General features: G+C 72.8%; 21 protein-coding genes and 5 tRNA genes. 5 read left to right on the forward strand and 21 right to left on the reverse strand.

Annotated elements, in window-relative coordinates; all coding sequences use genetic code 11:
- Positions 1-104: 104 nt before the first annotated feature.
- The 6 genes from OG455_RS13835 to OG455_RS13860 all read right to left on the reverse strand — a co-directional run bounded on the left by OG455_RS13835 (position 105) and on the right by OG455_RS13860 (position 7,217).
- Positions 105-1,316 (reverse strand): ATP synthase F0 subunit B, encoded by a 1,212-nt coding sequence (locus tag OG455_RS13835; protein ID WP_266293524.1) that lies wholly within the window; start codon positions 1,314-1,316, stop codon positions 105-107.
- An 83-nt stretch (positions 1,317-1,399) separates the two neighbouring features.
- Positions 1,400-1,888, reverse strand: coding sequence for a pantetheine-phosphate adenylyltransferase (gene coaD / locus OG455_RS13840; protein WP_266293526.1), 489 nt, complete (start codon positions 1,886-1,888; stop codon positions 1,400-1,402).
- Between the two features lie 49 nt (positions 1,889-1,937).
- Complete coding sequence (rsmD, locus tag OG455_RS13845; RefSeq protein ID WP_266293528.1) at positions 1,938-2,501, reverse strand: 16S rRNA (guanine(966)-N(2))-methyltransferase RsmD; 564 nt, start codon at positions 2,499-2,501, stop codon at positions 1,938-1,940.
- Between the two features lie 81 nt (positions 2,502-2,582).
- The gene (locus OG455_RS13850) at positions 2,583-3,095 is read right to left on the reverse strand and encodes a hypothetical protein (protein ID WP_266293530.1); all 513 of its coding nucleotides are present in this window, start codon (positions 3,093-3,095) and stop codon (positions 2,583-2,585) included.
- Between the two features lie 118 nt (positions 3,096-3,213).
- Positions 3,214-5,484, reverse strand: a complete 2,271-nt coding sequence (gene recG / locus OG455_RS13855; RefSeq protein WP_266293532.1) for an ATP-dependent DNA helicase RecG — start codon at positions 5,482-5,484, stop codon at positions 3,214-3,216.
- Positions 5,485-5,522: 38 nt separating this feature from the next.
- The gene (locus tag OG455_RS13860; protein ID WP_266293534.1) at positions 5,523-7,217 is read right to left on the reverse strand and encodes a DAK2 domain-containing protein; all 1,695 of its coding nucleotides are present in this window, start codon (positions 7,215-7,217) and stop codon (positions 5,523-5,525) included.
- 296 nt (positions 7,218-7,513) lie between these two features.
- Here OG455_RS13860 and rpmB point away from each other — a divergent pair, with 296 nt between their 5' ends.
- Positions 7,514-7,699 (forward strand): 50S ribosomal protein L28, encoded by a 186-nt coding sequence (gene rpmB / locus OG455_RS13865; protein ID WP_035846000.1) that lies wholly within the window; start codon positions 7,514-7,516, stop codon positions 7,697-7,699.
- Between the two features lie 122 nt (positions 7,700-7,821).
- Here rpmB and thiD read toward each other — a convergent pair whose 3' ends face one another.
- The 3 genes from thiD to OG455_RS13880 all read right to left on the reverse strand — a co-directional run bounded on the left by thiD (position 7,822) and on the right by OG455_RS13880 (position 10,790).
- Complete coding sequence (thiD, locus tag OG455_RS13870; protein ID WP_266293540.1) at positions 7,822-8,640, reverse strand: bifunctional hydroxymethylpyrimidine kinase/phosphomethylpyrimidine kinase; 819 nt, start codon at positions 8,638-8,640, stop codon at positions 7,822-7,824.
- Between the two features lie 80 nt (positions 8,641-8,720).
- Positions 8,721-9,746, reverse strand: a complete 1,026-nt coding sequence (locus OG455_RS13875; RefSeq protein ID WP_266293542.1) for a 6-phosphofructokinase — start codon at positions 9,744-9,746, stop codon at positions 8,721-8,723.
- Between the two features lie 75 nt (positions 9,747-9,821).
- Positions 9,822-10,790 carry a thiamine-phosphate kinase gene (locus tag OG455_RS13880; protein ID WP_266293544.1) on the reverse strand — a complete coding sequence of 323 codons (969 nt, stop codon included), beginning with the start codon at positions 10,788-10,790 and terminating at the stop codon, positions 9,822-9,824.
- Between the two features lie 209 nt (positions 10,791-10,999).
- Between OG455_RS13880 and OG455_RS13885 the strand changes: the two genes are divergently transcribed.
- Entirely contained in the window at positions 11,000-11,233 is a 234-nt protein-coding gene (locus OG455_RS13885) for an Lrp/AsnC family transcriptional regulator (protein ID WP_266293546.1), read from the forward strand.
- A gap of 71 nt (positions 11,234-11,304) precedes the next feature.
- Here the strand turns inward: OG455_RS13885 and OG455_RS13890 are convergent, their stop codons facing one another.
- The 3 genes from OG455_RS13890 to OG455_RS13900 form a co-directional block, all read right to left on the reverse strand.
- Positions 11,305-12,447, reverse strand: coding sequence for a D-alanine--D-alanine ligase family protein (locus tag OG455_RS13890; RefSeq protein WP_266293548.1), 1,143 nt, complete (start codon positions 12,445-12,447; stop codon positions 11,305-11,307).
- Between the two features lie 121 nt (positions 12,448-12,568).
- Complete coding sequence (locus OG455_RS13895; RefSeq protein WP_266293549.1) at positions 12,569-13,567, reverse strand: NAD(P)H-dependent glycerol-3-phosphate dehydrogenase; 999 nt, start codon at positions 13,565-13,567, stop codon at positions 12,569-12,571.
- The gene (locus tag OG455_RS13900) at positions 13,564-14,439 is read right to left on the reverse strand and encodes a 1-acyl-sn-glycerol-3-phosphate acyltransferase (RefSeq protein ID WP_266293551.1); all 876 of its coding nucleotides are present in this window, start codon (positions 14,437-14,439) and stop codon (positions 13,564-13,566) included. The genes OG455_RS13895 and OG455_RS13900 overlap by 4 nt, the downstream gene beginning before the upstream one ends.
- Before the next feature lie 234 nt (positions 14,440-14,673).
- Between OG455_RS13900 and cofC the strand changes: the two genes are divergently transcribed.
- Both cofC and OG455_RS13910 read left to right on the forward strand, forming a co-directional pair.
- Entirely contained in the window at positions 14,674-15,405 is a 732-nt protein-coding gene (cofC, locus tag OG455_RS13905) for a 2-phospho-L-lactate guanylyltransferase (protein WP_266293552.1), read from the forward strand.
- Between the two features lie 80 nt (positions 15,406-15,485).
- Complete coding sequence (locus OG455_RS13910) at positions 15,486-15,704, forward strand: hypothetical protein (RefSeq protein WP_266293554.1); 219 nt, start codon at positions 15,486-15,488, stop codon at positions 15,702-15,704.
- Positions 15,705-15,850: 146 nt separating this feature from the next.
- Here the strand turns inward: OG455_RS13910 and OG455_RS13915 are convergent, their stop codons facing one another.
- The 4 genes from OG455_RS13915 to leuC all read right to left on the reverse strand — a co-directional run bounded on the left by OG455_RS13915 (position 15,851) and on the right by leuC (position 19,229).
- Positions 15,851-16,519 (reverse strand): HU family DNA-binding protein, encoded by a 669-nt coding sequence (locus OG455_RS13915; protein ID WP_266293556.1) that lies wholly within the window; start codon positions 16,517-16,519, stop codon positions 15,851-15,853.
- Between the two features lie 133 nt (positions 16,520-16,652).
- On the reverse strand, positions 16,653-17,000 hold the full coding sequence (locus tag OG455_RS13920) for a hypothetical protein (protein WP_266301097.1): 348 nt from the start codon (positions 16,998-17,000) through the stop codon (positions 16,653-16,655).
- Positions 17,001-17,202: 202 nt separating this feature from the next.
- Positions 17,203-17,799: a 3-isopropylmalate dehydratase small subunit gene (leuD, locus tag OG455_RS13925; RefSeq protein ID WP_266293558.1), complete on the reverse strand. Its 597-nt coding sequence runs from the start codon at positions 17,797-17,799 to the stop codon at positions 17,203-17,205.
- Between the two features lie 5 nt (positions 17,800-17,804).
- Entirely contained in the window at positions 17,805-19,229 is a 1,425-nt protein-coding gene (gene leuC / locus OG455_RS13930; protein WP_266293560.1) for a 3-isopropylmalate dehydratase large subunit, read from the reverse strand.
- Between the two features lie 151 nt (positions 19,230-19,380).
- Between leuC and OG455_RS13935 the strand changes: the two genes are divergently transcribed.
- Entirely contained in the window at positions 19,381-20,094 is a 714-nt protein-coding gene (locus tag OG455_RS13935) for an IclR family transcriptional regulator (RefSeq protein ID WP_035845980.1), read from the forward strand.
- Between the two features lie 149 nt (positions 20,095-20,243).
- On the opposite strand, the gene OG455_RS13940 is transcribed toward OG455_RS13935, so the two are convergent.
- The 5 genes from OG455_RS13940 to OG455_RS13960 form a co-directional block, all read right to left on the reverse strand.
- Positions 20,244-20,318 (reverse strand) — tRNA-Gln (locus tag OG455_RS13940).
- Positions 20,319-20,362: 44 nt separating this feature from the next.
- Positions 20,363-20,438, reverse strand: a tRNA-Glu gene (locus OG455_RS13945).
- Between the two features lie 66 nt (positions 20,439-20,504).
- A tRNA-Glu gene (locus tag OG455_RS13950) sits at positions 20,505-20,580 on the reverse strand.
- 27 nt (positions 20,581-20,607) lie between these two features.
- Positions 20,608-20,680: transfer RNA gene (locus OG455_RS13955), tRNA-Glu, on the reverse strand.
- Between the two features lie 43 nt (positions 20,681-20,723).
- Positions 20,724-20,795, reverse strand: a tRNA-Gln gene (locus OG455_RS13960).
- Positions 20,796-20,807: the final 12 nt, after the last annotated feature.

A 20,807-nucleotide genomic window follows, 5' to 3' on the forward strand; every position in this document is an offset into this window, starting at 1 on the left:
CTCCGCGGAAGGCGGGCAGCCGAACGATCCGGCGGCAGAGAGCCGGAGTGGTCAGCGTACCCGACCATGCGCCCAGGCCCAACTTTCGCTCCCGGGTGCCCCGCTCAGCGGCCGCCGAGCTCCCGCAGCCTGGTCATGTCGATCATGCTGGTGTCGAAGAAGCTGGTCTCGTCCAGCGACGCGGGCTGGATCGGCTGCACCTGCTGCTGCACCGGCTGCTGCTGGTAGTAGCCGGTGTCGTAGCCGGGCTGCGCGGGCGGGTAACCGCCGGGCTGCTCCTGCTGGTAGTAGCCGGCCGCGTACGGATCGCCCTGCTGCTGGCCCTGGTAGTACTGCCCCGCGTACGGGTCGCCCTGGCCGGCCCCCGGATCGTAGCCGCCGCCGTAGCCGTCCTGGTAGCCGCCCTGCTGCGCGGCGGCGGCGTACTGGACGTTCGGCTCCGCGTACTCCTGGCCCGGGTAGGCCGGCGCACCGGTGAAGCCGCCGCCCTCACCGGGCACTGGCTGCCAGCCGGCGTCCGCCGGCGGGCCGGAGTGCGCGGGCTCCTGCGGCCAGCTCTGCGGCGCCGGGGTCTCCTCCCGGTACCAGGGGCGCTCCTCGTCCACCTCGCCGAAGCCCTCGGCCGCGAACCCGGCCGCCACCGCCTCGGCCCGGTCCTTCTGCTGCTGCGCCTGGTCGGCGGCGGCCAGGTAGGCGCCCAGTTCGTCGATCGGGGCCTTGCCGATCAGCTTGTCGCGGCCCCGGCCGACCGCCTCCAGGGTGCCGCCGAGCACCGCCTGGAGAGTGGCGAGCTTGGCGTCGACGTACTCGTCGACCTCGGGGCTGGGGCTGACGGCGGGCTGGAACTCCTCGCCGTCCTCGGGCTCGTAGCCGCCCTCGCCGCGCAGCTTGTCACGGCCGCGGCCGACCGCGCCGAGCGTCTTGGTCAGCACCACCTCGAAGTTGGCCAGCTTGCTGTCGACGTAGTCGTCCGCCTCCTGGCGCTTGAGGGTGACCTCCTCGCGCGCCTCGGCGAGGATCCGGTCCGCCTGCGCCTGCGCGCGCCGGACCACCTCGGTGTCTGAGATCAGCGAGCCCCGCTCGGCGTGCGCGCCCTGGATGATCCGGTCGGCCTCGCCGTGCGCGTCGGCCACCACCTGCTGGTGGTCGGCCATCACCGACTGGGCCTGGGCGAGTTCGGCGGGAAGCTCCTCGCGCAGCCCCTGCAGCAGCGCCACCAACTCGGCCCGGTTCACCACACAGGAGGCCGACATGGGCATCGCGCGGGCGTTCTCGACCACGGCGATGATCTCGTCGACTCTGTTCTGCACGTCCACGGGCTTCTGTCTTTCCGTGAGTACCGCGGGGCGGGACTACAGACTGTACGTCAGAATCCGCGGCGCCCAGCGCGCTCCTCGCGCTACCGGGCGGCCCGTTCGGCGATGCGGTCCACCAGCCGGCGGTGCACCGCGGCGGGGATCAGGTGCGAGACGTCGCCCCCGTAGGAGGCGACCTCCTTGACCAGGGTCGAGGAGAGGAAGCTGTAGGTCGGCGAGGTGGGCACGAAGAGCGTCTCCACGCCGGTCAGGCCGCGGTTCATCTGGGCCATCTGCAGCTCGTAGTCGAAGTCGCTGACCGCGCGCAGGCCCTTGACGATGGCCGGGATGCCGCGGTCCCGGCAGAAGTCCACCAGCAGGCCGTGGTGCGACTCGACCTGGACGTTGCCGTACCGGGCGCAGGTCTCCTCGATCAGCGCGATCCGCTCCTCGACGGTGAACAGGCCCTGCTTGTTCTTGTTGATCAGCACCGCGACGTGAACCACGTCGTAGAGCTGGGAGGCCCGCTCGATGATGTCGAGATGCCCGTTGGTGATCGGGTCGAAGGAACCCGGACAGACGGCGCGGCGCATTGCGGTGTGCTTCCCTCTCGGTAGTGGTCCCCGGCCGGTGCGGCCGCGGTCAGACGGCTTGCCCGTACCAGAGCGTGCCCTCGCCGTAGCGGCGGGAGCGCAACGCTTCGAAGCCCCCGGGCCAGCGGAACTCGCCGCCCCGGGTGCTGCGTTCCACGGTGACGAGTGCGTCGTCCGTGATCCAGCCCCCGGCCCGGAGTGTGATCAGCGTCTCGCGCAGCTCCTCGTCGGTGACCGCGTAGGGCGGGTCCAGGAAGACGAGGTCGTAGGGCTCGGCGGGCGGGCCGCCCGCCACCACCCGCTCGGCCCGCTCGGCCCGCACCTCGGCACCCGGCAGTGCCACGGTCTTGGCGTTGGCCCGGACCACCCGGGCCGCGGCGGCGTCCGCCTCGACCAGCAGGACGTGCGCCGCGCCCCGGGAGAGCGCCTCCAGGCCCACCGCGCCGGAGCCCGCGAAGAGATCGAGCAGGCGGGCCCCGACGAGGGTGCCGCGCAGCGCCTCCAGGGTGGAGAACATCGCCTCACGGGCCTTGTCTGAGGTCGGGCGGGTGCCCCGACCGGGCGGTACGGCCAGTCGGCGGCCGCCGGCCGCCCCGGCGATGACGCGGGTCATGGTGTCCTCTCAGCTGTGCGGTGACCACGCTATACGGGGCGGGCGGCGCTCGGTGCTCAGGACCCGGCGGACCGGGCGGCGCTACTCCTTGGGAGCCGCCGCGCCGAGCAGGGCCGGCGAGGCGTAGCGGGACCAGGAGAGGCAGCCGTCGGGCGGGCAGTACTCGGGGCGGCGCGGGTCGTGGCCCAGCTCGCGCAGCTTGCTGCGGACGGAGTCGGGCGTGCGGCCGAAGCGGGCGGCGATCCGGGCGATGGTCTCGCTGTCGTGGAAGCGCCGGACCAGCTCCTCCTCGTGCTGCGGCACCCAGGGGGCGCCGTGGCCGGGGTAGAGCTCGCGCAGCACGTCGCGGTCGGGGATGGGCTCGGCGACGTCGGCGACGATCGCCAGGGCGCGCAGCGCGCGGTTGAGCGCGATCCGCAGGCTGGCGACGTCCTCCACCGGGAGGCGGAGCTTGCCGGCGGCGATCTGGTCGGCGGCCGCGCCCTCGCGCCAGCCGGTCAGGGTGAGGGTGACCTCTCGGTCGTCGTCGCTGGCGAGTTCGACCCGGAAGACCTTGTCGCCCAGCGGGAGTTCGTTGAGATGACGGAATGCCATGGCATGACCCCCAGTTGTCGTGCCAGGAACGAAGCTTGACGCTCCGTCCTGAACACCTCCATTGTCGCGCGGGGCACTGACAATCGAGGGGCCGTGCGTATCCGCCCGACAGCCGCCCTCAGCCCTTGTCGAGGTAGGCGGCGCGGTCCTCGTCGAGCAGGCCGGCCAGGGCCGCCCGCAGGTCCTGGTGGTCCGCCAGCTCGGGGTCGACGGCGACCAGGGCGGCGGCCTCGGCGCGGGCCTCGGCGATGACGTCCTCGTCCTCCAGCACCGAGAGCACCTTGAGCGAGGACTTCACGCCGGACTGCGCCTGGCCGAGCACATCGCCCTCGCGGCGCTGCTCCAGGTCGATCCGGGAGAGCGCGAAGCCGTCCAGGGTGGCGGCCACCGCCTCCAGGCGGGCCCGGGCGGCGCTGCCGGCCGGCATCTCGCTGACCAGCAGGCAGAGCCCGGGCGCGCTGCCGCGGCCCACCCGGCCGCGCAGCTGGTGCAGCTGGGAGACGCCGAACCGGTCCGCGTCCATGATCACCATGGCGGTCGCGTTGGGCACGTTCACCCCGACCTCGATCACCGTGGTGGCGACCAGCACGTCCACCTGACCGGCCGAGAAGCGCCGCATCACGTCGTCCTTCGCCTCGGGCGCGAGCCGCCCGTGCAGGATCTCCACCCGCAGGCCGGCCAGCGGCCCCTGGGCGAGCAGTTCCGCCGTCCCCACCACGCTCAGCGGCGGGCGGCGCTCCTCGCTGTCCGCGCCGAGGTCCACGGGCTCCTCGGCGGCGGCCTTGCGCTTCTTCTGGCCGCCCTTGTTCTGGCCGCCCTTGCCCTGCCCGCCCTCGCTCTGCCCGCCCTTGGCCTCTTCGGGCTCGTCGCCGATCCGCGGGCAGACCACGTAGGCCTGGTGCCCCTTGCCGACCTCCTCGCGGATCCGCTCCCAGGCGCGGGCGAGGAAGTTGGGCTTCTCCAGCGCGGGCACCACATGGCTGGAGATCGGTGAGCGCCCGGCCGGCAGCTGGTCGAGCACCGAGGTCTCCAGGTCGCCGAAGACCGTCATGGCGACGGTGCGCGGGATCGGGGTGGCGGTCATCACCAGCAGGTGCGGCGGCCGGCCGCCCTTGGCGCGCAGCGCGTCGCGCTGCTCGACGCCGAACCGGTGCTGCTCGTCGACCACCACCAGGCCGAGGTCCTGGAACTGCACCTTGTCCTCGATCAGCGCGTGGGTGCCGATCGCGATCCCGGCGTCCCCGCAGGCCATGTCGAGCAGGTTCTGCCGCCGGCCCGCCGCGCCCATCGAGCCGGTGAGCAGCGCCACCTTGGTGCCGTGCTCCGCGCCGCCGAGCATGCCGCCCTGCGCCAAGGCGCCCATCATCTCGACGATCGAGCGGTGGTGCTGCTGGGCCAGCACCTCGGTCGGCGCGAGCAGCACGGCCTGCCCGCCGGTGTCCACCACCGCGAGCATCGCGCGCAGCGCGACGAGCGTCTTGCCGGAGCCGACCTCGCCCTGCAGCAGGCGGTGCATCGGGTGCTCGGTGGCCAGGTCGGCGAAGATCTCGGCGCCGACCGCCTGCTGGCCGGCGGTCAGGGTGAACGGCAGCTCGGCGTCGAAGGCGTCCAGCAGCCCGCCCGGACGGACCGGGCGCGGCACGGCGGGCAGCGCGTGGGCGGCGGCCCGGCGCTGGGCGAGGGCGACCTGCAGGACGAAGGCCTCGTCCCAGCGCAGCCGGTCCCTGGCCCGCTCCAGCTCGGCCTGGTCGCGCGGCCGGTGGATCAGTTCGAGCGCCTCGGGCAGCGGGAGCAGGCCGCGCTCGGCGCGCAGCGCCTCGGGCAGCGGCTCGCCGACCGCGCCGAGGTGGGTGGTGAGCGCCATCTCGACCGCCAGCGAGAGCTTCCAGCTGGGCATCTGGCTGCTGGCCGGGTAGACCGGGATCATCCGGCCGGCGAACTGCCGGGCGGTGTCGTCGGCCCCGGTCGGGTCGCCGGCACTCTCGTCGAGCAACTGGTAGTCGGGGGAAGCCAGTTGGCGGCTGCGGTTGAAGACGCCGACCTTGCCCGCGAAGAGGCCCTGCAGGCCGGGCTTCAGCTCCTTCTGACGCCAGCCCTGGTTGAAGAAGACCAGCGAGAGCCGCCCGCGCCCGTCGGTGACCACCACCTCCAGGCGGTCGCCCTTGCGGCCGCGGAAGGGGATCAGCGTGACCTTCTCGATCCGGGCCAGCACGGTGACGTGCTCGTCGGCCTCCAGCTCGTCCAGGCTGGTCAACTGCCCGCGCTCGGCGTACCGGCGCGGGTAGTGGTGCAGCAGGTCGCCGACCGTGCGCAGCTTGAGGCTGTCGGCGAGCACCTTCGCGGTGCGGTCGCCGACCAGCTTGGTCAGGGGTTCGTCCAGGGCAGCCATCAGACCCTATGGAACACCACGGCGCGGACAGCCGGGCGCTACTCGACCCCGATGAGCAGCGGCGCGCTCTCCTGGCCGCCCGCGAAGACCATGGTGTCCACCTCGGGGCGCTGCCGCCGGGCGTGCGCCACCAGGTGCTCGGCCAGATCCTCGGGCGCGCCGTCGCCGAGCACCAGGGTGACCAGCTCGCCGCCGGCCGCCAGCATCCGGGAGAGCACCTCGGCGCCGGTCTCGGCGATGCCCGGACCGATCACCGCCACGTCCCCGTCGATCAGGCCGAGCACGTCGCCGGCCTGGCAGACCCCGGCCATGGTCCAGGACTCCCCCTCGGCGACCGCCAGTTCGGCGTACCGGGTGGCGCCGGCGGCGGAGGTCATGGCGACCACGTCCTCGTCGAAGCGGCGGCCCGCCTCGTGCACCGCGAGCGCGGCCAGGCCCTGCACCGGGGAGCGGGTGGGCAGCACCGCGATCCGCACCCCCTCGTCGCGCAGTTGCTCGGCCGCGGCCCCCGCGCCGGCCCGCAGCTCGGGGTCGTTGAGCAGCACGATCACCTCGCGGGCGCCGCACCGGCGGACCGCGGCGGCGAGTTCGGCGCTGGACGGCGGCGCGTCCGGGTCGGCGGCCAGCACGGCGGCGCCGGCCGTGCGGCACAGCTCGGCCAGGCCCGCTCCGGTCACCACGCTGAGCACCGCGCGCTCGGTGGGCCCGCTCCCCGCGCCGGGCCCGGCCCCGGCGCGGGTGGCGGCCTCGGCGAAGTGGGTGATCCGGATCCGGTGCGGGCGACCGGCCGCCAGGCCCGCCTCGACGGCCGCGCCCGCGTCGTCGACGTGCACGTGCACGTTCCACAGGCCGTCGCCGCCGCCGACCACCAGCGAGTCGCCGAGGGCGGCCAGGTCGGCGCGCAACCGGGGCAGCGCCGCGTCCGGGGCGTCCAGCAGGTAGATCACCTCGAAGGCGGGGTGGCCGGGCAGCCGCTCCGCCTCGTCCGCGCAGGTGTGCCCGCCGTGCCCGCCGTGCCCCGGGGCTCCGGTCGGCAGGTCCTCGCCGCGCGCGACCGGACCCATCGGCTGCCGGCCCGCCACCGCGTCGGCCAGCGCGCCTAGCACGGCCACCAGGCCTCGCCCGCCGGCGTCCACCACCCCGGCCTGGGCGAGCACCGCGAGCTGGCCCGGGGTGCGCAGCAGGGCGACGCGGGCGGCCTGGTAGGCGGTGGCGGCCACCTCGGTCAGCGGACCGGCGGACCGGTCGGCGGCCTCGGCGGCGCTCCTGGCCACCGTCAGCAGGGTGCCCTCGACCGGGTCGGCCACCGCCTGGTAGGCGGCGGCGGCACCGCGGGCCAGCGCCTGGCGCAGCGGCTGCGGGCCGCCGCCCTGCGCGGCCAGCACCTCGGCCATCCCGCGCAGCAACTGGGCCAGGATCACCCCCGAGTTGCCGCGGGCACCAAGGAGCGCGCCCTTGGCCATCGCCTTGACGGCGGTGGCCAGCGCGGGGGGCGCCTCCGGCGCCGCGGCCTGCCCGGCGGCCCGCGGCGCGGCCTGGAGCGCGGTCTGCTCGAAGCACTGCTCGACGGCGGCGGTGGCGGACTCCACGGTGAGGAAGAGGTTGGTCCCGGTGTCCCCGTCCGGCACCGGGTACACGTTGAGCGCGTCGATCTCCTCGCGGGCCTGGCCGAGGGCGGACAACGCGAGGCGGCACCAGGTGCGGACGGCGGGGGCGTCGAGCGTCTCCAGCACCGGGTCTCCTCCAGGTGAACACGACGGCAACGGGATGTTGCTGCGGGGTGGGGCTGCCAGCAGGTTATCGGGGCGTCCGGGGGCGGGTCCCGACCGAGCGGCCGAGCGGCCGACGAGGAGGGGTCGAGGGATCGAACATGGTAGTTTCGTGGAGCGGGAGCAGTCGATGTATGCTGCTCCGGTTGCCTGGAACAATCCGGGCTTCCCCCTTGAACCGAATCGGACCACGTGAGTGGCCAGGATGGTTCAGCCGGGGTTTTCGAACGTAAATGATCTGAAGTCTTGGAGTGACTCCTGTGGCTGCCAACTGCGACGTCTGCGGCAAGGGGCCGGGCTTCGGCAACAACATCTCCCACTCGCACCGCCGTACCCGCCGTCGTTGGAACCCCAACATTCAGACGGTGCGCGCTGTGATCGGGCGGACGCCGAAGCGGCTCAACGTGTGCACCTCGTGCATCAAGGCCGGTAAGGTCTCGCGCTGACGCGCAGACCGGTACGCCGGTCCTCCGGAATGCCGATCCATCCTCGGATGGATCGGCATTCTGCTTTTCCCTGCCGCCCGGGCCGCCCGGCCCGGTGAGCCGGGCGGGCGGCGCGGGAGCGCTCAGCCGCGCAGCCGCCAGGCGTGGTCGACCGGACCGATGCCCGCGCCCAGCGCGAAGCCGGCCCGGATCGCGCCGGTGACGTACTCCTTCGCCGCGGCCACCGCCGCCGGCACCTCCTGGCCCTTGGCCAGCTCCGAGGCGATCGCGCTGGCCAGCGTGCAGCCGGTGCCGTGGGTGTGCCGGTTGTCGTGGCGCGGGGCGCGGAACCAGTGCTCCTCACCGTCCGCCCCGGCCAGCAGGTCGGCGGCCTCGCCCGGCAGGTGTCCGCCCTTGACCAGCACCCAGCGCGGGCCGAGCGCGAGCAGCGCGTCGGCGGCCGGGCGCATCTCACCCTCCTCCAGCACGGTGATCCCGGTGAGCTGGGCCACCTCGTGCAGGTTCGGGGTGGCCAGCGTGGCCAGCGGCAGCAGCCGGTCCCGGAGGGTGGCGACCGCCTCGGCGGCGAGCAGCGCGTCGCCGTGCTTGGAGACCCCGACCGGGTCCACCACGATCGGCGCCCCGACATCGGCGAGCAGCTCGGCGACGGTCTCCACGAGCTCGATCGAGGCCAGCATGCCGGTCTTCACGGCCTGCACCCCGATGTCGTCCACCACACTGCGCAGCTGGGCCCGGACGGCGGCGGCAGGCAGCTCCCAGTAGCCCTGGACGCCGAGCGAGTTCTGCGCGGTGACGGCGGTGATCACGCTCATCCCGTGCACGCCGAGGGCGAGCATGGTCTTCAGGTCGGCCTGGATGCCGGCCCCGCCGCCGGAGTCGGAGCCGGCGATGGTCAGGACCCGCGGGGGGGCTTGCGCTGCACGGGGTGCTTCAACGGACATGGGCCCAACCTACCGGGCGAGCCCGAAGCGGCGGCGGACGGTGGGCGACGGCGGACGGTGGGCGAGGACGGTGGGCGACGTCAGAGCACGGCCTCCGACTCCACCCAGCGGTCCTGCGGCACGGTCTTCAGCCGGGTGACCGCCTCGGCCACCGGGACCAGCTCGATCTCGGTGCCGCGCAGCGCGGTGAAGTGCCCGAAGGCGCCCTGGTGGACGGCCTCCACGGCGTGCCACCCGAACCGGGTGGCGAGCACCCGGTCCCGCGCGGTGGGGGTGCCGCCGCGCTGGGTGTGGCCCAGGATCACCGGGCGGGACTCCTTGCCGAGCAGGTCCTCCAGCTCGTGGGCGAGCCGGGTGCCGATGCCGCCGAAGGTCTGGTGGCCGAACTGGTCCACGCCGCCGTGGTCGAAGCGCAGCGTGCCGGGCATCGGCTGGGCGCCCTCGGCCACCGCGATGATGGCGAACTTCTTGCCGCGGGCGAAGCGCTCCTCGATCATCCGGGCCACCGCCTCGGTGTCGAAGGGCTTCTCCGGGATCAGGATCCCGTGCGCCCCGGCGGCCATGCCCGCGGTGAGGGTGATCCAGCCGGTGTGCCGGCCCATCAACTCCACCACCATGACCCGCTGGTGCGACTCGGCGGTGGTCTTCAGCCGGTCGATCGCCTCGGTGGCCACGTGCACGGCGGTGTCGAAGCCGAAGGTGACGTCGGTGGCGTCGATGTCGTTGTCGATCGTCTTGGGCACCCCGACGACCGGCAGCCCGGCGTCGCTGAACATCTTGGCGGCGGTCAGCGTGCCCTCGCCGCCGATCGCGATCAGCGCGTCGATGCCGAGGTCGCCGGCCAGTCGGCGAGCGTTGGCGACGGCCCACTCGATCTTGTCCCGGTGCACCCGGGCCGAGCCGAGCACGGTGCCGCCCAGGGTGAGCAGGCCGGTCACGTCGTCATGGCTGATCAGCCGGGCGCGGCCCTCGATCAGGCCGAGGAAGCCGTCCTCGATGCCGAGGATCTCGTCGCCGTGCACGTCCAGCCCCCGGTGCACCACCGAGCGGATCACCGCGTTGAGCCCGGGACAGTCGCCGCCACTGGTGAGCACACCGATACGCATGGGGCGAAGCCTACGCGGTGGCCGACGCCCGGCCCGGCGGCCGACACCTGGACCGACCGGCAAATGGCGGGCGGCTCACTCCTCGGCGAAGTGGTCCCAGCCGGCCGAGCGGTCCCAGGGCGCGCCGTCCACCGTGACCCGGCCGGTGCGACCGGTCCTGGCCGGTCCCGCGACCTGCCCGACCACCCGCCAGCGGGCCGGCAACTGGACGCCGGCCGGGAAGGTGGCCACGATCGCGTGGTCCTCGCCGCCGGAGAGCACCCAGACCAGCGGGTCCACCCCGACCGCCTGCCCGATGTCGGCCATCTGGGCCGGGACGTCGAAGTCGGCGGCGCGCAGGTCGATGTCGACCGCGCTGGCGGCGGCGACGTGGCCGAGGTCGGCGACCAGCCCGTCGCTCACGTCGATCATCGCGGTGGCGCCCAGCTCGGCCGCCGCGGGGCCGGCGTGGTAGGGCGGCTCGGGGCGTCGGTGCGCCTCGACGAAGGCGCGCGGCGAGCGGAAACCGCGGGAGAGCACGGTCAACCCGGCGGCCGACCAGCCCAGCCAGCCGGTCACCGCGACCACGTCACCCACCTGCGCCCCGGAGCGCTTGACCGGCTCACGGCCCTGCAGGTCGCCGAGCGCGGTGATGGCCAGCGTGATGGTCTCGCCGCGCACCACGTCGCCGCCGACCACGCCGGCCCCGGCCACCTGGCACTCGTCGCGCAGACCGTCCATCAGTTCGGTGGCCCAGGTGGTCGGCAGGTCCGCCGGCACCACCAGGCCCAGCAGTATCGCGGTGGGCACCGCACCCATCGCGGCGATGTCGGCGAGGTTCTGGGCGGCGGACTTGCGGCCGACGTCGTAGGCGGTGGACCAGTCGCGGCGGAAGTGCCGGCCCTCGATCAGCACGTCGGTGGTGGCCACCACCCGGCTGTCCGGGGCCTTGACCACCGCGGCGTCGTCACCCGGGCCGAGCTCCACCGCGGCAGTGAGCGGCAACCGGGCGGTGAGCTCCCTGATGAGTCCGAACTCGCCGAGCTCGCCCACGGTCCCCTGCATCTGCCGTCCTCTCCGAGTCAGCTTCCGGGCACGAGACGCGCGCCCCGCGCGAAGCGTAACGCCCACCGGCCCGCCGCAGGTCTCCCCTCCTGGGCCCGGCGCGCGGTAGCGTGGTGATCCAGTCCATCGCGGCGTGCCCGCTCCCACCGACCCGCGCGGGCCGCGCCGTCGTCGTCGCTCCGCCACCCCCAGCCGCCGGGAGGTCCTCCGTGGTACAGGCATACATCCTGATCCAGACCGAAGTGGGCAAGGCCAGTGCCGTGGCCGAGGCCATCAGCAAGATCGAGGGGGTCATCCAGGCCGAGGACGTCACCGGTCCCTACGACGTGATCGTGCGGGCCCAGGCCAGCACGGTCGACGACCTCGGGCGCCTGGTGGTCGCCCAGATCCAGCAGGTCGACGGGATCACCCGGACACTGACCTGCCCGGTGGTCCACCTGTAGACGCGGGTCCATCCGCGGTCAGCCGGCCGGGGCCGCACCGGGCAACCGGTGCGGCCCCGGCCGCGCGTGCCTCAGCGCAGGCCGGTGGAGCGGCGCAGCGCCGCCTGCAGCAGCCGGTCGATCAGCTCGGGGTAGGGCACCCCGGTGGCCTCCCACATCTTCGGGTAGGCCGAGATGGGGGTGAAGCCGGGCAGCGTGTTGATCTCGTTGACCACGAAGCGCCCGTCGGTGAGCAGGAAGAAGTCGACCCGGGCCAGGCCCTCGCAGCCCAGCGCCTCGAAGGCGGCCAGCGAGAGCCGGCGGATCTCCGCGGTCTCCTCCTCGGTCAGCTTCGCCGGGATCTGCACCTCGGAGGAGTCGATGTACTTGGCCTCGAAGTCGTAGAACTCGTAGCCCTCGCCGACCAGCACCTCGGACGGCACGCTGGCGCGCGGCCCGTCCTCGTACTCCAGCACCGCGCACTCCAGCTCGCGGCCCTCCAACATCGCCTCGACGATCACCTTCGGGTCGTGCCGGCGGGCCTCCTCGACCGCCGCGTCCAACTCGGCCAGGTCCTTGACCTTGGTGATGCCGATGCTGGAACCGGCCCGGCAGGGCTTGACGAAGACCGGCAGACCAAGCGCCGCGACCCGCTCGCGGGCGGCGGCGCGGCCCGCCTCGCTCTCCCAGTCACGCGGGCGCAGCACGGTGTACGGGCCGATGCCGAGCCCGAAGGACTCCAGCACCCGCTTGGTGTACTCCTTGTCCATGCCGACCGAGCTGGCCAGCACGCCGGAGCCGACGTACGGCACGCCGGAGAGCTCCAGCAGACCCTGCAGCGTGCCGTCCTCGCCCCACGGGCCGTGCAGCAGCGGCAGCACCACGTCGACCTCGCCGAGCAGCTTGGGCGCGGCGCCGGGCTCGCTCCAGACCACCTCGCGCGAGACGGGGCTGGCGGGCAGCACGAGCTGGCCCTCGACGGACTCGGCGATCTGGTCCACGTCGGGCATCCGCCCGCCGGTGATGGCCATCCGGTCCGGCTCGTCGGCGACCAGCGCCCAGCGGCCCTCCTGGGTGATGCCGACCGGCAGCACCTCGTACTTGCTCCGGTCGATCGCCCGCAGCACGCTGGCGGCGGTGACCACCGAGACACCGTGTTCGGAGGAGCGCCCGCCGAAGACGATCGCGACGCGCGGCTTGGCCGCCTGGTTCGGGGAGGTCGATTCGATGCTCATATCGAATCTGAGACTACCGTGCGGACCTTCCGGTTCCAGGTCGGCGCCACGGCACCGGCGATCGCCGCGGTGACCGCCGTGACCACGACCAATGCCTCGGGCCCGGCCTCGGCGCCCGGCCTCAGCGCTCGGACTTCGCCGACCGGCTCATCAGGTCCTTCAGCACCTGCTGGGTGGGCCGCCCGTTGTGCACCACGTCGACCACCGCCGCGACGATCGGCATGTCGACGCCGTTGCGCCGGGCCAGGTCGAGCACCGACTCGCAGGACTTGACGCCCTCGGCCGTCTGCTTGGTGGCCGCGATCACCTGCTCCAGGGTCATGCCCTTGCCCAGGTTCACGCCGAAGGTGTGGTTGCGGGAGAGCGGAGAGGAGCAGGTGGCCACCAGGTCGCCCATCCCGGCCAGGCCGGCGAAGGTGTGCGGGTCGGCGCCGAGCCGCTCGCCGAGCCGGGTGATCTCGGCCAGCCCGCGGGTCATCAGGGTGGCCTTGGTGTTGTCGCCCAGACCCATCCCGTCGGCCATCCCGACCGCCAGGCCGATCACGTTCTTCACCGCGCCGCCCAGCTCGCAGCCGATCACGTCGGTGTTGGTGTACGGGCGGAAGTACGGGGTGTGGCAGGCCTGCTGGAAGCGCTTGGCGACCGCCTCGTCCTCGCAGGCGACCACGCTGGCGGCCGGCTGGCGCTTGGCGATCTCCGGGGCAAGGTTGGGCCCGGAGACCACCGCGACCCGCTCCGGGCCGACGCCGGCGACCTCGCGGATCACCTCGGTCATCCGCTTGACGGTGCCCAGTTCGATGCCCTTCATCAGGCTGACCAGCACGGTCCGCGGCCCGATCAGCGGCTTCCAGGCGGCGAGGTTCTCGCGCAGCGTCTGGGAGGGCACCGCGAGCACCGCGAAGTCGGCGCCGGCCAGCGCGGCGGCGGCGTCGGTGGTGGGGCGCACCGCGTCGGGCAGCACCAGCCCTGGCAGGTACTCGGGGTTGGTGCGGGTGGCGGCGATGCGCTCGACCAGTTCCCTGCGGCGTCCCCAGAGCGCGACCTCGCAGCCGGCGTCCGCCAGGATCATCGCGAACGGGGTGCCCCAGGAGCCGGTCCCGAAGACGGCGCAGCGGGTCATCGGTCGGCCTCCGTGCTGTTGTTCTCAGTGCTGTCGTTCTCAGTGCTGTCGTTCTCGGCACTGTCGTTCTCTGTGCTGTCGTTCTCGGCGCCGCGGTTCCTTGCGCTGCGGTTCTTCGCGATCCGGGCCCGGCGCAGGTCGAAGCGCTCGGCGGGCGGCTGTTCGCCGCGGATCTGCGCGAGCACCTCGGTGATCGCGTCCATGATGTCCTCGGTGGCCTCGCGCAGCACCTGGCTGGTCAGTTCCTTGCCCTGATAGCGGCTCAGGTCGACCGGCGGCCCGGCCGCCACCACCACCTTCTTGCGCGGGAAGAGGCTCACCTTGGCCGGTCGGCCGCCCAGCCCCTTGCCGTACGGCGGGACGATCTCGTGCGCCCCCCAGTGCGCCACCGGGATCACCGGCGCACCGGTCATCAGCGCCACCCGGGCGGCGCCGCTCTTGCCGGTCATCGGCCACAGCTGCGGATCGCGGGTGATGGTCCCCTCCGGGTAGAACTGCACCACCTGGCCGTTGTCGATGGCCTCGATCGCGGCCCGGAAGGCGTGCGCGGCGTCGGTCGAGTCGCGGTAGACCGGGATCTGCCCGGTCTTGCGCAGCATGAAGCCGATGAAGGGCACCTTGAAGAGCGAGGACTTGCCCAGGATCCGCGGCGGCCGACCGCTGTTGTACTGGAAGTGGGCGTAGACCACCGGGTCGATCACCGAGTTGTGGTTCACCACCGTCAGGAAGCCCCCCTTTTCGGGGAAGTTCTCCCAACCGTGCCACTCGGGCTTCACCAGTGCGGTCGTCACCGGCTTCACCAGGACCGCGGCGAAGCGGTACCAGATTCCGTAGTCGGCGTTGCCGAAACTGGCGTACGAGCGGCGGGCCACCCCAGGTCCTCCATCGTGTCGCGCGGCACACGGGGTGCCGCAGCCGAAGTCCATCGCATGATCGCATCCTGGTCCGCCCGACGTGGCGGGTCCGGGAAACCCTGGTCATCCTCGCCGGGCGGAGAGGCCGTGTCGAGCAGGGCCGGGTGCGGGTCGGCGCCGAGTGACCAATCGCACGCCACCGTCCGGGGGTGCTCTGGCGGAGCCTGACGGACCGACGCGAGAATGGCGTGGATGACCCAGCACACCGTACGCCCCCTTTCCCCCGCCGCGCGGGGTCGGTCGGCCGCCTGGAGCCTGGTGCTGCCGCTCAAGCAGCTGGCGCGGGCCAAGAGCCGGCTCCACCCGTACGCCGGGGCGCGCCGGCCCGAACTGGCACTGGCCTTCGCCCTGGACACGGTGACCGCGGCACTGGAATGCCCGGTGGTGGCGCAGGTGCTGGTGGTCTCCCGGGACCCGCTGGCCGGGGCCCGACTGGCGGCGCTCGGCGCGGTGCTGGTCGACGACGAGCCCGAGGGGCCCGACCCGGCCGAGCGGATCGACCCGGCCCGGCGGGCCGGGCAGCCCACCGCCGACGGCCTCAACCCCGCGCTGGCGCACGGCGCGGCGCACGCGCGGCGGCTGCGCCCCGGCGCGCCCCTGGCCGCGCTCTCTGCCGACCTGCCGGCGCTGCGCCCGGCCGAACTCGCCCGGGTGCTGGCGGCGGTGCCCGACGGGGCGCGCGCCTTCCTGGCGGACACCCCGGGGATCGGCACCACCCTGCTGGCCTGCGCCGCCGGACAGCCGCTGCGCCCGGCCTTCGGCGGCGCCTCGCGGCAGCGGCACGCGGCCGGCGGCGCGCTCGAACTCGCGCTGACCGACGTGCCCTCGGTGCGCCGGGACGTGGACACCGCCGCCGACCTGGCCCAGGCGCTGGCGCTCGGGGTGGGCCCGCACACCAGGGCGGTGGCGGCCGCACTGGTCTGAGAGGGCCGCGCCGGCCCGAGCGGGTCGCGCTGCGCCGAGACGGTCGCCGGCCGGCGACCGGGCCGCTCTATGCTGCTGGCATGCAGGCCACCGCGTTCACCTTCGACCCCGCCACCCGGGCCGGCTCCGTGCTGCTCGACGACGGCACCCCGGTGCCCTTCGACGCGGCCGCCTTCGATGCCGGCGGGTTGCTCCTGCTGCGCCCCGGGCAGCGGGTGCGGATCCGCACCGAGGGCAGCGGCGAGCAGCGGCGGGTGGTCTTCGTGACCCTCCAGACCTTTCCCGACCCGGGGAACTGAGCCCGCGTCAGCGCACGCGCCGACAACGAAGCCGCGGCGGCCCGCCCCCGGAAAAGGGGCGGGCCGCCGCGGCTGTGCGCGGTCCTGACGGACCGCCAGATGACCCTGGATGCGGGCCGGACGCTGTCCGGGCCGCGCCGACGCGACTACTTCGCGGCGGTCTTGCGGGCCGTGGTCTTGCGGGTGGCGGTCTTCTTCGCCGGAGCGGTCTTCTTCGCAGCCGTGGTCTTGGCGGCGGCCGCCTTGGCCGTGGTGGTCTTCTTCGCCGCGGTGGTCTTGGCGGGCGCCGCCTTCTTGGCAGCCGCGGTGGTCTTCTTCACCGCGGCCGCCTTGGTGGCGGTGGTCGCCTTCTTCGCGGCCGCCCTGGTGGTGGTGGCGGTCGCCTTCTTCGCGGCGGTCTTCTTGACCGGAGCAGCCTCGGCGGCAGCGGCGGAGCGCTTGCTGGCCGCGCGCTTGACGGCGGCGGTGGTGCCGCTCTTGCCCGGGGTCAGCGAGCCCTTGGGGGCCTTCTTGACCGAGGGGCCGTCCTTCGGCAGCTTCTTGCTGCCGCTGACCAGGTCCTTGAAGCCCTGACCGGGACGGAAGCGGGGAACCGAGGTCTTCTTGACCTTGACCCGCTCACCGGTCTGGGGGTTGCGGGCGAAGCGCGCGGAGCGCTCCACCTTCTCGAAGGTGCCGAAACCGGTGACCGACACCCGGTCACCGGCCACAACGGCACGCACCATGGTGTCGAGCACTGCGTCGACAGCCTCTGCGGCAGCCTTGCGACCACCCAGCTGCTCGGCCACCGCTTCGACAAGCTGAGCCTTGTTCACGTCTTCCCCTTCAGAAACGGGCGCCGGATGATTCCATCCGTTCAATTCGCACGTTAGGCATGTATTTGCGGACTTTCAATTACCAAACGCGCGAATCACCCTAGTGTCGCAATGGATTTGCGCGTCTGCGACCTCAGCCGAGGGGTGGGCGCCCCTCGTCGAGGTCCTGCACAAAGCGACTCAACCGCCGTGCCGCCGCCGGGAGATCGCGCTTGGCGGTCTCGGTGACGATCAACAGCTGCCGGGTCAGAGCGGTCTTTGCCTCAGCGGACACGTGCAGCGCGTGGACGCGCGCGTGAGCCTGCTTCAACCGCTCTGCGACAAGGGCGTAGAGCGCCGCGACTTCCGGGTCGTCCGGTCCCTCAGCTGCTGAGGTCTCGACGTCCGGCCGATCGTCAATTCGACTCTCGGCATCCCGGGCCACGAACTCCGTCGACGCGGGATCGCAGCCCGCGTACGGAGGTTCATGGTGCCGGTGCATGCCTTGATTGTGCCATCCGTTCGGAGTTGCGACGCGTCGGCCCCGTCTTCCGGCAAATCCGGGGCCGGTATCTCGCCGTGTCTCACGCGCTGTCAGGACGGAACTCCCCCCCGCGACGAACCCCCGACGAACGATGGCCCACCCCCCGGCAAGGGGGCGGGCCATCGTTCGCGGGCAGGTATCGGGCAGGTATTGAGAGGGGTCAGGCGACCGGCTGGGTGCGCGGCTTGAAGGCCGGCCGGCCGGCCTCGAAGGCGGTGATGTCATCAGCGTTCCGCAGAGTGATGCTGATGTCGTCCAGGCCGTTGAGCAGCCGCCAACGCACGTTCTCGTCCAGCTCGAACGCGGCGGTGACGCCCTCGGCGCGCACCTCGCGGGCCTGCAGGTCGACGGTGATCTCGGCCTTCGGATCGGCCTCGGTCAGCGCCCAGAGCCGCTCCACCGTCTGCTGCGGCAGAACCACCGTGAGCAGCCCGTTCTTCAGCGAGTTCCCACGGAAGATATCGGCGAAGCGGGAGGAGATCACGGCCTGGAAGCCGTAGTTCTGCAAGGCCCAGACCGCGTGCTCGCGCGACGATCCGGTACCGAACTCGGGACCGGCCACCAGGACCGAGGCCCCCTGCCGCTCGGGCTGGTTGAGGATGAACGACTCGTCCTTGCGCCAGGCTTCGAAGAGTCCGCCCTCGAAACCCGAGCGAGTGACCTTCTTGAGCCAATGGGCGGGGATGATCTGGTCGGTGTCGACGTTGCTGCGGCGCAGCGGGACGGCCCGGCCGGTGTGGGTGGTGAACTTCTCCATCGGACTCAGACCTCCGCGGGGACGTTGGACGACGACAGGTCCGCCGGGGCGGCCAGGCGGCCCAGGACGGCGGTGGCGGCGGCCACCTGCGGGGAGACCAGGTGGGTGCGGCCGCCCTTGCCCTGGCGGCCCTCGAAGTTGCGGTTCGAGGTCGAGGCGCAGCGCTCGCCGGGGGCCAGCTGGTCCGGGTTCATGCCCAGGCACATCGAGCAGCCCGCGTGCCGCCACTCGGCGCCGGCGGCGGTGAAGACCTTGTCCAGGCCCTCCTCGACGGCCTGCAGCGCGACCCGCACCGAACCGGGGACCACCAGCATCCGTACGCCGTCGGCGACCTGGCGGCCGTCCAGCACGGCGGCGGCGGCCCGCAGGTCCTCGATCCGGCCGTTGGTGCAGGAGCCGACGAAGACCGCGTCGACCGTCACCTCGCGCAGCGGGGTGCCGGCGGTCAGGCCCATGTACGTCAGCGCGTTCTCGGCGGCCGCGCGCTCCTGCTCGTCGGCGAACGAGGCAGGGTCCGGCACCGACGCGCCCAGCGGCGCGCCCTGGCCCGGGTTGGTGCCCCAGGTGACGAACGGAGTCAGCTCGTTCGCGTCGATGACCACCTCGGCGTCGAAGACCGCGTCCTCGTCGGTGGCCAGGGTCTCCCAGTACGCGACGGCGGCGTCCCAGTCCTCGCCCTGCGGGGCGTGCGGACGGCCCTGCAGGTAGTCGAAGGTGGTCCGGTCCGGGGCGATCATGCCGGCCCGGGCGCCCGCCTCGATCGACATGTTGCAGATGGTCATCCGGGCTTCCATCGACAGCCCGCGGATCGCCGAACCGCGGTACTCCAGGACGTAGCCCTGGCCGCCGCCGGTGCCGATCCTGGTGATGATCGCCAGGATCAGGTCCTTGGCGGTCACGCCCTCGGGCAGCTCGCCCTCGACGGTGATCGCCATGGTCCGGAACGGGGCCAGCGGCAGCGTCTGGGTGGCCAGCACGTGCTCGACCTGACTGGTGCCGATGCCGAACGCCAGCGCGCCGAAGGCGCCGTGGGTGGAGGTGTGGGAGTCACCGCAGACCACGGTCATGCCCGGCTGGGTCAGTCCCAGCTGGGGGCCCACCACGTGGACGACGCCCTGCTCGACGTCGCCCAGCGAGTGGATCCGGACCCCGAACTCGGCGGCGTTGCGACGCAGGGTCTCCAACTGCACCTTGGAGACCGGGTCGGCGATCGGCTTGTCGATGTCCAGCGTCGGGGTGTTGTGGTCCTCGGTGGCGATCGTGAGATCGGTCCGCCGGACCGGGCGCCCGGCCAGTCGCAGACCGTCGAAGGCCTGCGGGCTGGTGACCTCGTGGAGCAGGTGCAGATCGATGTAGAGCAGGTCGGGCTCGCCCTCCGCGCGCCGCACCACGTGGTCGTTCCAGACCTTCTCCGCCAGTGTCCGTCCCATCGCGTTCCCTCCAGCCGGCCGCTCTGCCGGCCTGATCGTGTCGTTGGGGTGCCCGCTCCCGGAGTGTCGATCCGGGCTGCTCCACCCAGGGTGGCGCTTTTCTCGGCGGATTGAACTTGCGTCTCGCCCACTGAGACTGCAGTATCGACGTATGGACAACACTAGCGGCGTCGGCGTTCTCGACAAGGCCGCTCTGGTGCTCAGCGCACTGGAGTCGGGCCCCGCCACGTTGGCGGGGCTGGTCGCCGCCACCGGCTTGGCGCGGCCCACGGCCCACCGACTCGCCGTCGCACTCGAACACCACCGCCTGGTCACCAGGGACATGCAGGGCCGTTTCATCCTCGGCCCCCGACTTGCCGAACTCTCCGCCGCGGCGGGCGAGGACCGGCTGCTCGCCACCGCGGGCCCGGTCCTGACCCACCTGCGCGACGTCACCGGCGAGAGCGCACAGCTCTACCGCCGGCAGGGCGAGATGCGGATCTGCGTCGCCGCCGCCGAGCGGCTCTCCGGCCTGCGGGACACCGTCCCGGTCGGCAGCACCCTGCCGATGAAGGCCGGCTCGGCCGCCCAGGTCCTGCTCGCCTGGGAGGAGCCCGAACGGCTCCACCGGGGCCTGCAGGGCGCCCGCTTCACCGCCACCGCGCTGAGCGGCGTCCGGCGGCGCGGTTGGGCCCAGTCGATCGGCGAGCGGGAGCCGGGCGTCGCGTCCGTCTCCGCGCCGGTCCGCGGGCCCTCCAACCGCGTGGTGGCCGCGGTCTCCGTCTCCGGCCCCATCGAGCGGCTCACCCGCCACCCCGGGCGACTGCACGCCCAGGCCATCATCGAGGCCGCCAACCGGCTCACCGACGCGCTGCGCCGGGGCTGACCCCCCGCCCGGAGAAGCCGCCGACCCGAAGGGCCGCGCACCAGGATCTGGTGCGCGGCCCGTTTGCCGTCGCCTCTTCGTCGGCACCGGCGGGAAAACGAAAAAGCCCCCGGATCACCGGGGGCCCACCTGTCGTGCAAACCTGCTACTGGCTGGGGTACCAGGACTCGAACCTAGACTAAATGAACCAGAATCACTCGTGCTGCCAATTACACCATACCCCAACAGCGGTCAAGCCGATGGCTGGTAGACCATCGGCCGAACTGCCTGGTACCCCCGACCGGATTCGAACCGGCGCTACTGCCGTGAGAGGGCAGCGTGCTAGGCCGCTACACAACGGGGGCAAACTGGCGATCCAGCTTCGCCGCCTCCGGGCAATGGAGCATCCGGATGGTGGCTGGTGAAGGATCTGGTACCCCCGACCGGATTCGAACCGGCGCTACTGCCGTGAGAGGGCAGCGTGCTAGGCCGCTACACAACGGGGGCTCCTGCTATGCGTTTATCCGCACTGCGTACCCCCGACCGGATTCGAACCGGCGCTACTGCCGTGAGAGGGCAGCGTGCTAGGCCGCTACACAACGGGGGCTTGTCCTGCAGGTACTGCTCGTACCGCTACTACTCGTACTGCGCTGGGGTACCAGGACTCGAACCTAGACTAAATGAACCAGAATCACTCGTGCTGCCAATTACACCATACCCCATCAGAACGCAAC

Origin of the sequence: Kitasatospora sp. NBC_01287 (assembly GCF_026340565.1) — a bacterium.
Lineage (GTDB): Bacteria > Actinomycetota > Actinomycetes > Streptomycetales > Streptomycetaceae > Kitasatospora.

Excerpts from the sequence above, each read along its gene's own strand:
- coaD (WP_266293526.1), bottom strand. The coding sequence starts at position 1,888 with ATGCGCCGCGCCGTCTGTCCGGGTTCCTTCGACCCGATCACCAACGGG.
- rsmD (WP_266293528.1), bottom strand. The coding sequence starts at position 2,501 with ATGACCCGCGTCATCGCCGGGGCGGCCGGCGGCCGCCGACTGGCCGTA.
- OG455_RS13850 (WP_266293530.1), bottom strand. The coding sequence starts at position 3,095 with ATGGCATTCCGTCATCTCAACGAACTCCCGCTGGGCGACAAGGTCTTC.
- recG (WP_266293532.1), bottom strand. The coding sequence starts at position 5,484 with ATGGCTGCCCTGGACGAACCCCTGACCAAGCTGGTCGGCGACCGCACC.
- thiD (WP_266293540.1), bottom strand. The coding sequence starts at position 8,640 with ATGTCCGTTGAAGCACCCCGTGCAGCGCAAGCCCCCCCGCGGGTCCTG.
- OG455_RS13875 (WP_266293542.1), bottom strand. The coding sequence starts at position 9,746 with ATGCGTATCGGTGTGCTCACCAGTGGCGGCGACTGTCCCGGGCTCAAC.
- OG455_RS13880 (WP_266293544.1), bottom strand. The coding sequence starts at position 10,790 with ATGCAGGGGACCGTGGGCGAGCTCGGCGAGTTCGGACTCATCAGGGAG.
- OG455_RS13890 (WP_266293548.1), bottom strand. The coding sequence starts at position 12,447 with ATGAGCATCGAATCGACCTCCCCGAACCAGGCGGCCAAGCCGCGCGTC.
- OG455_RS13895 (WP_266293549.1), bottom strand. The coding sequence starts at position 13,567 with ATGACCCGCTGCGCCGTCTTCGGGACCGGCTCCTGGGGCACCCCGTTC.
- cofC (WP_266293552.1), top strand. The coding sequence starts at position 14,674 with ATGACCCAGCACACCGTACGCCCCCTTTCCCCCGCCGCGCGGGGTCGG.
- OG455_RS13910 (WP_266293554.1), top strand. The coding sequence starts at position 15,486 with ATGCAGGCCACCGCGTTCACCTTCGACCCCGCCACCCGGGCCGGCTCC.
- OG455_RS13920 (WP_266301097.1), bottom strand. The coding sequence starts at position 17,000 with ATGCACCGGCACCATGAACCTCCGTACGCGGGCTGCGATCCCGCGTCG.
- leuD (WP_266293558.1), bottom strand. The coding sequence starts at position 17,799 with ATGGAGAAGTTCACCACCCACACCGGCCGGGCCGTCCCGCTGCGCCGC.
- leuC (WP_266293560.1), bottom strand. The coding sequence starts at position 19,229 with ATGGGACGGACACTGGCGGAGAAGGTCTGGAACGACCACGTGGTGCGG.
- OG455_RS13935 (WP_035845980.1), top strand. The coding sequence starts at position 19,381 with ATGGACAACACTAGCGGCGTCGGCGTTCTCGACAAGGCCGCTCTGGTG.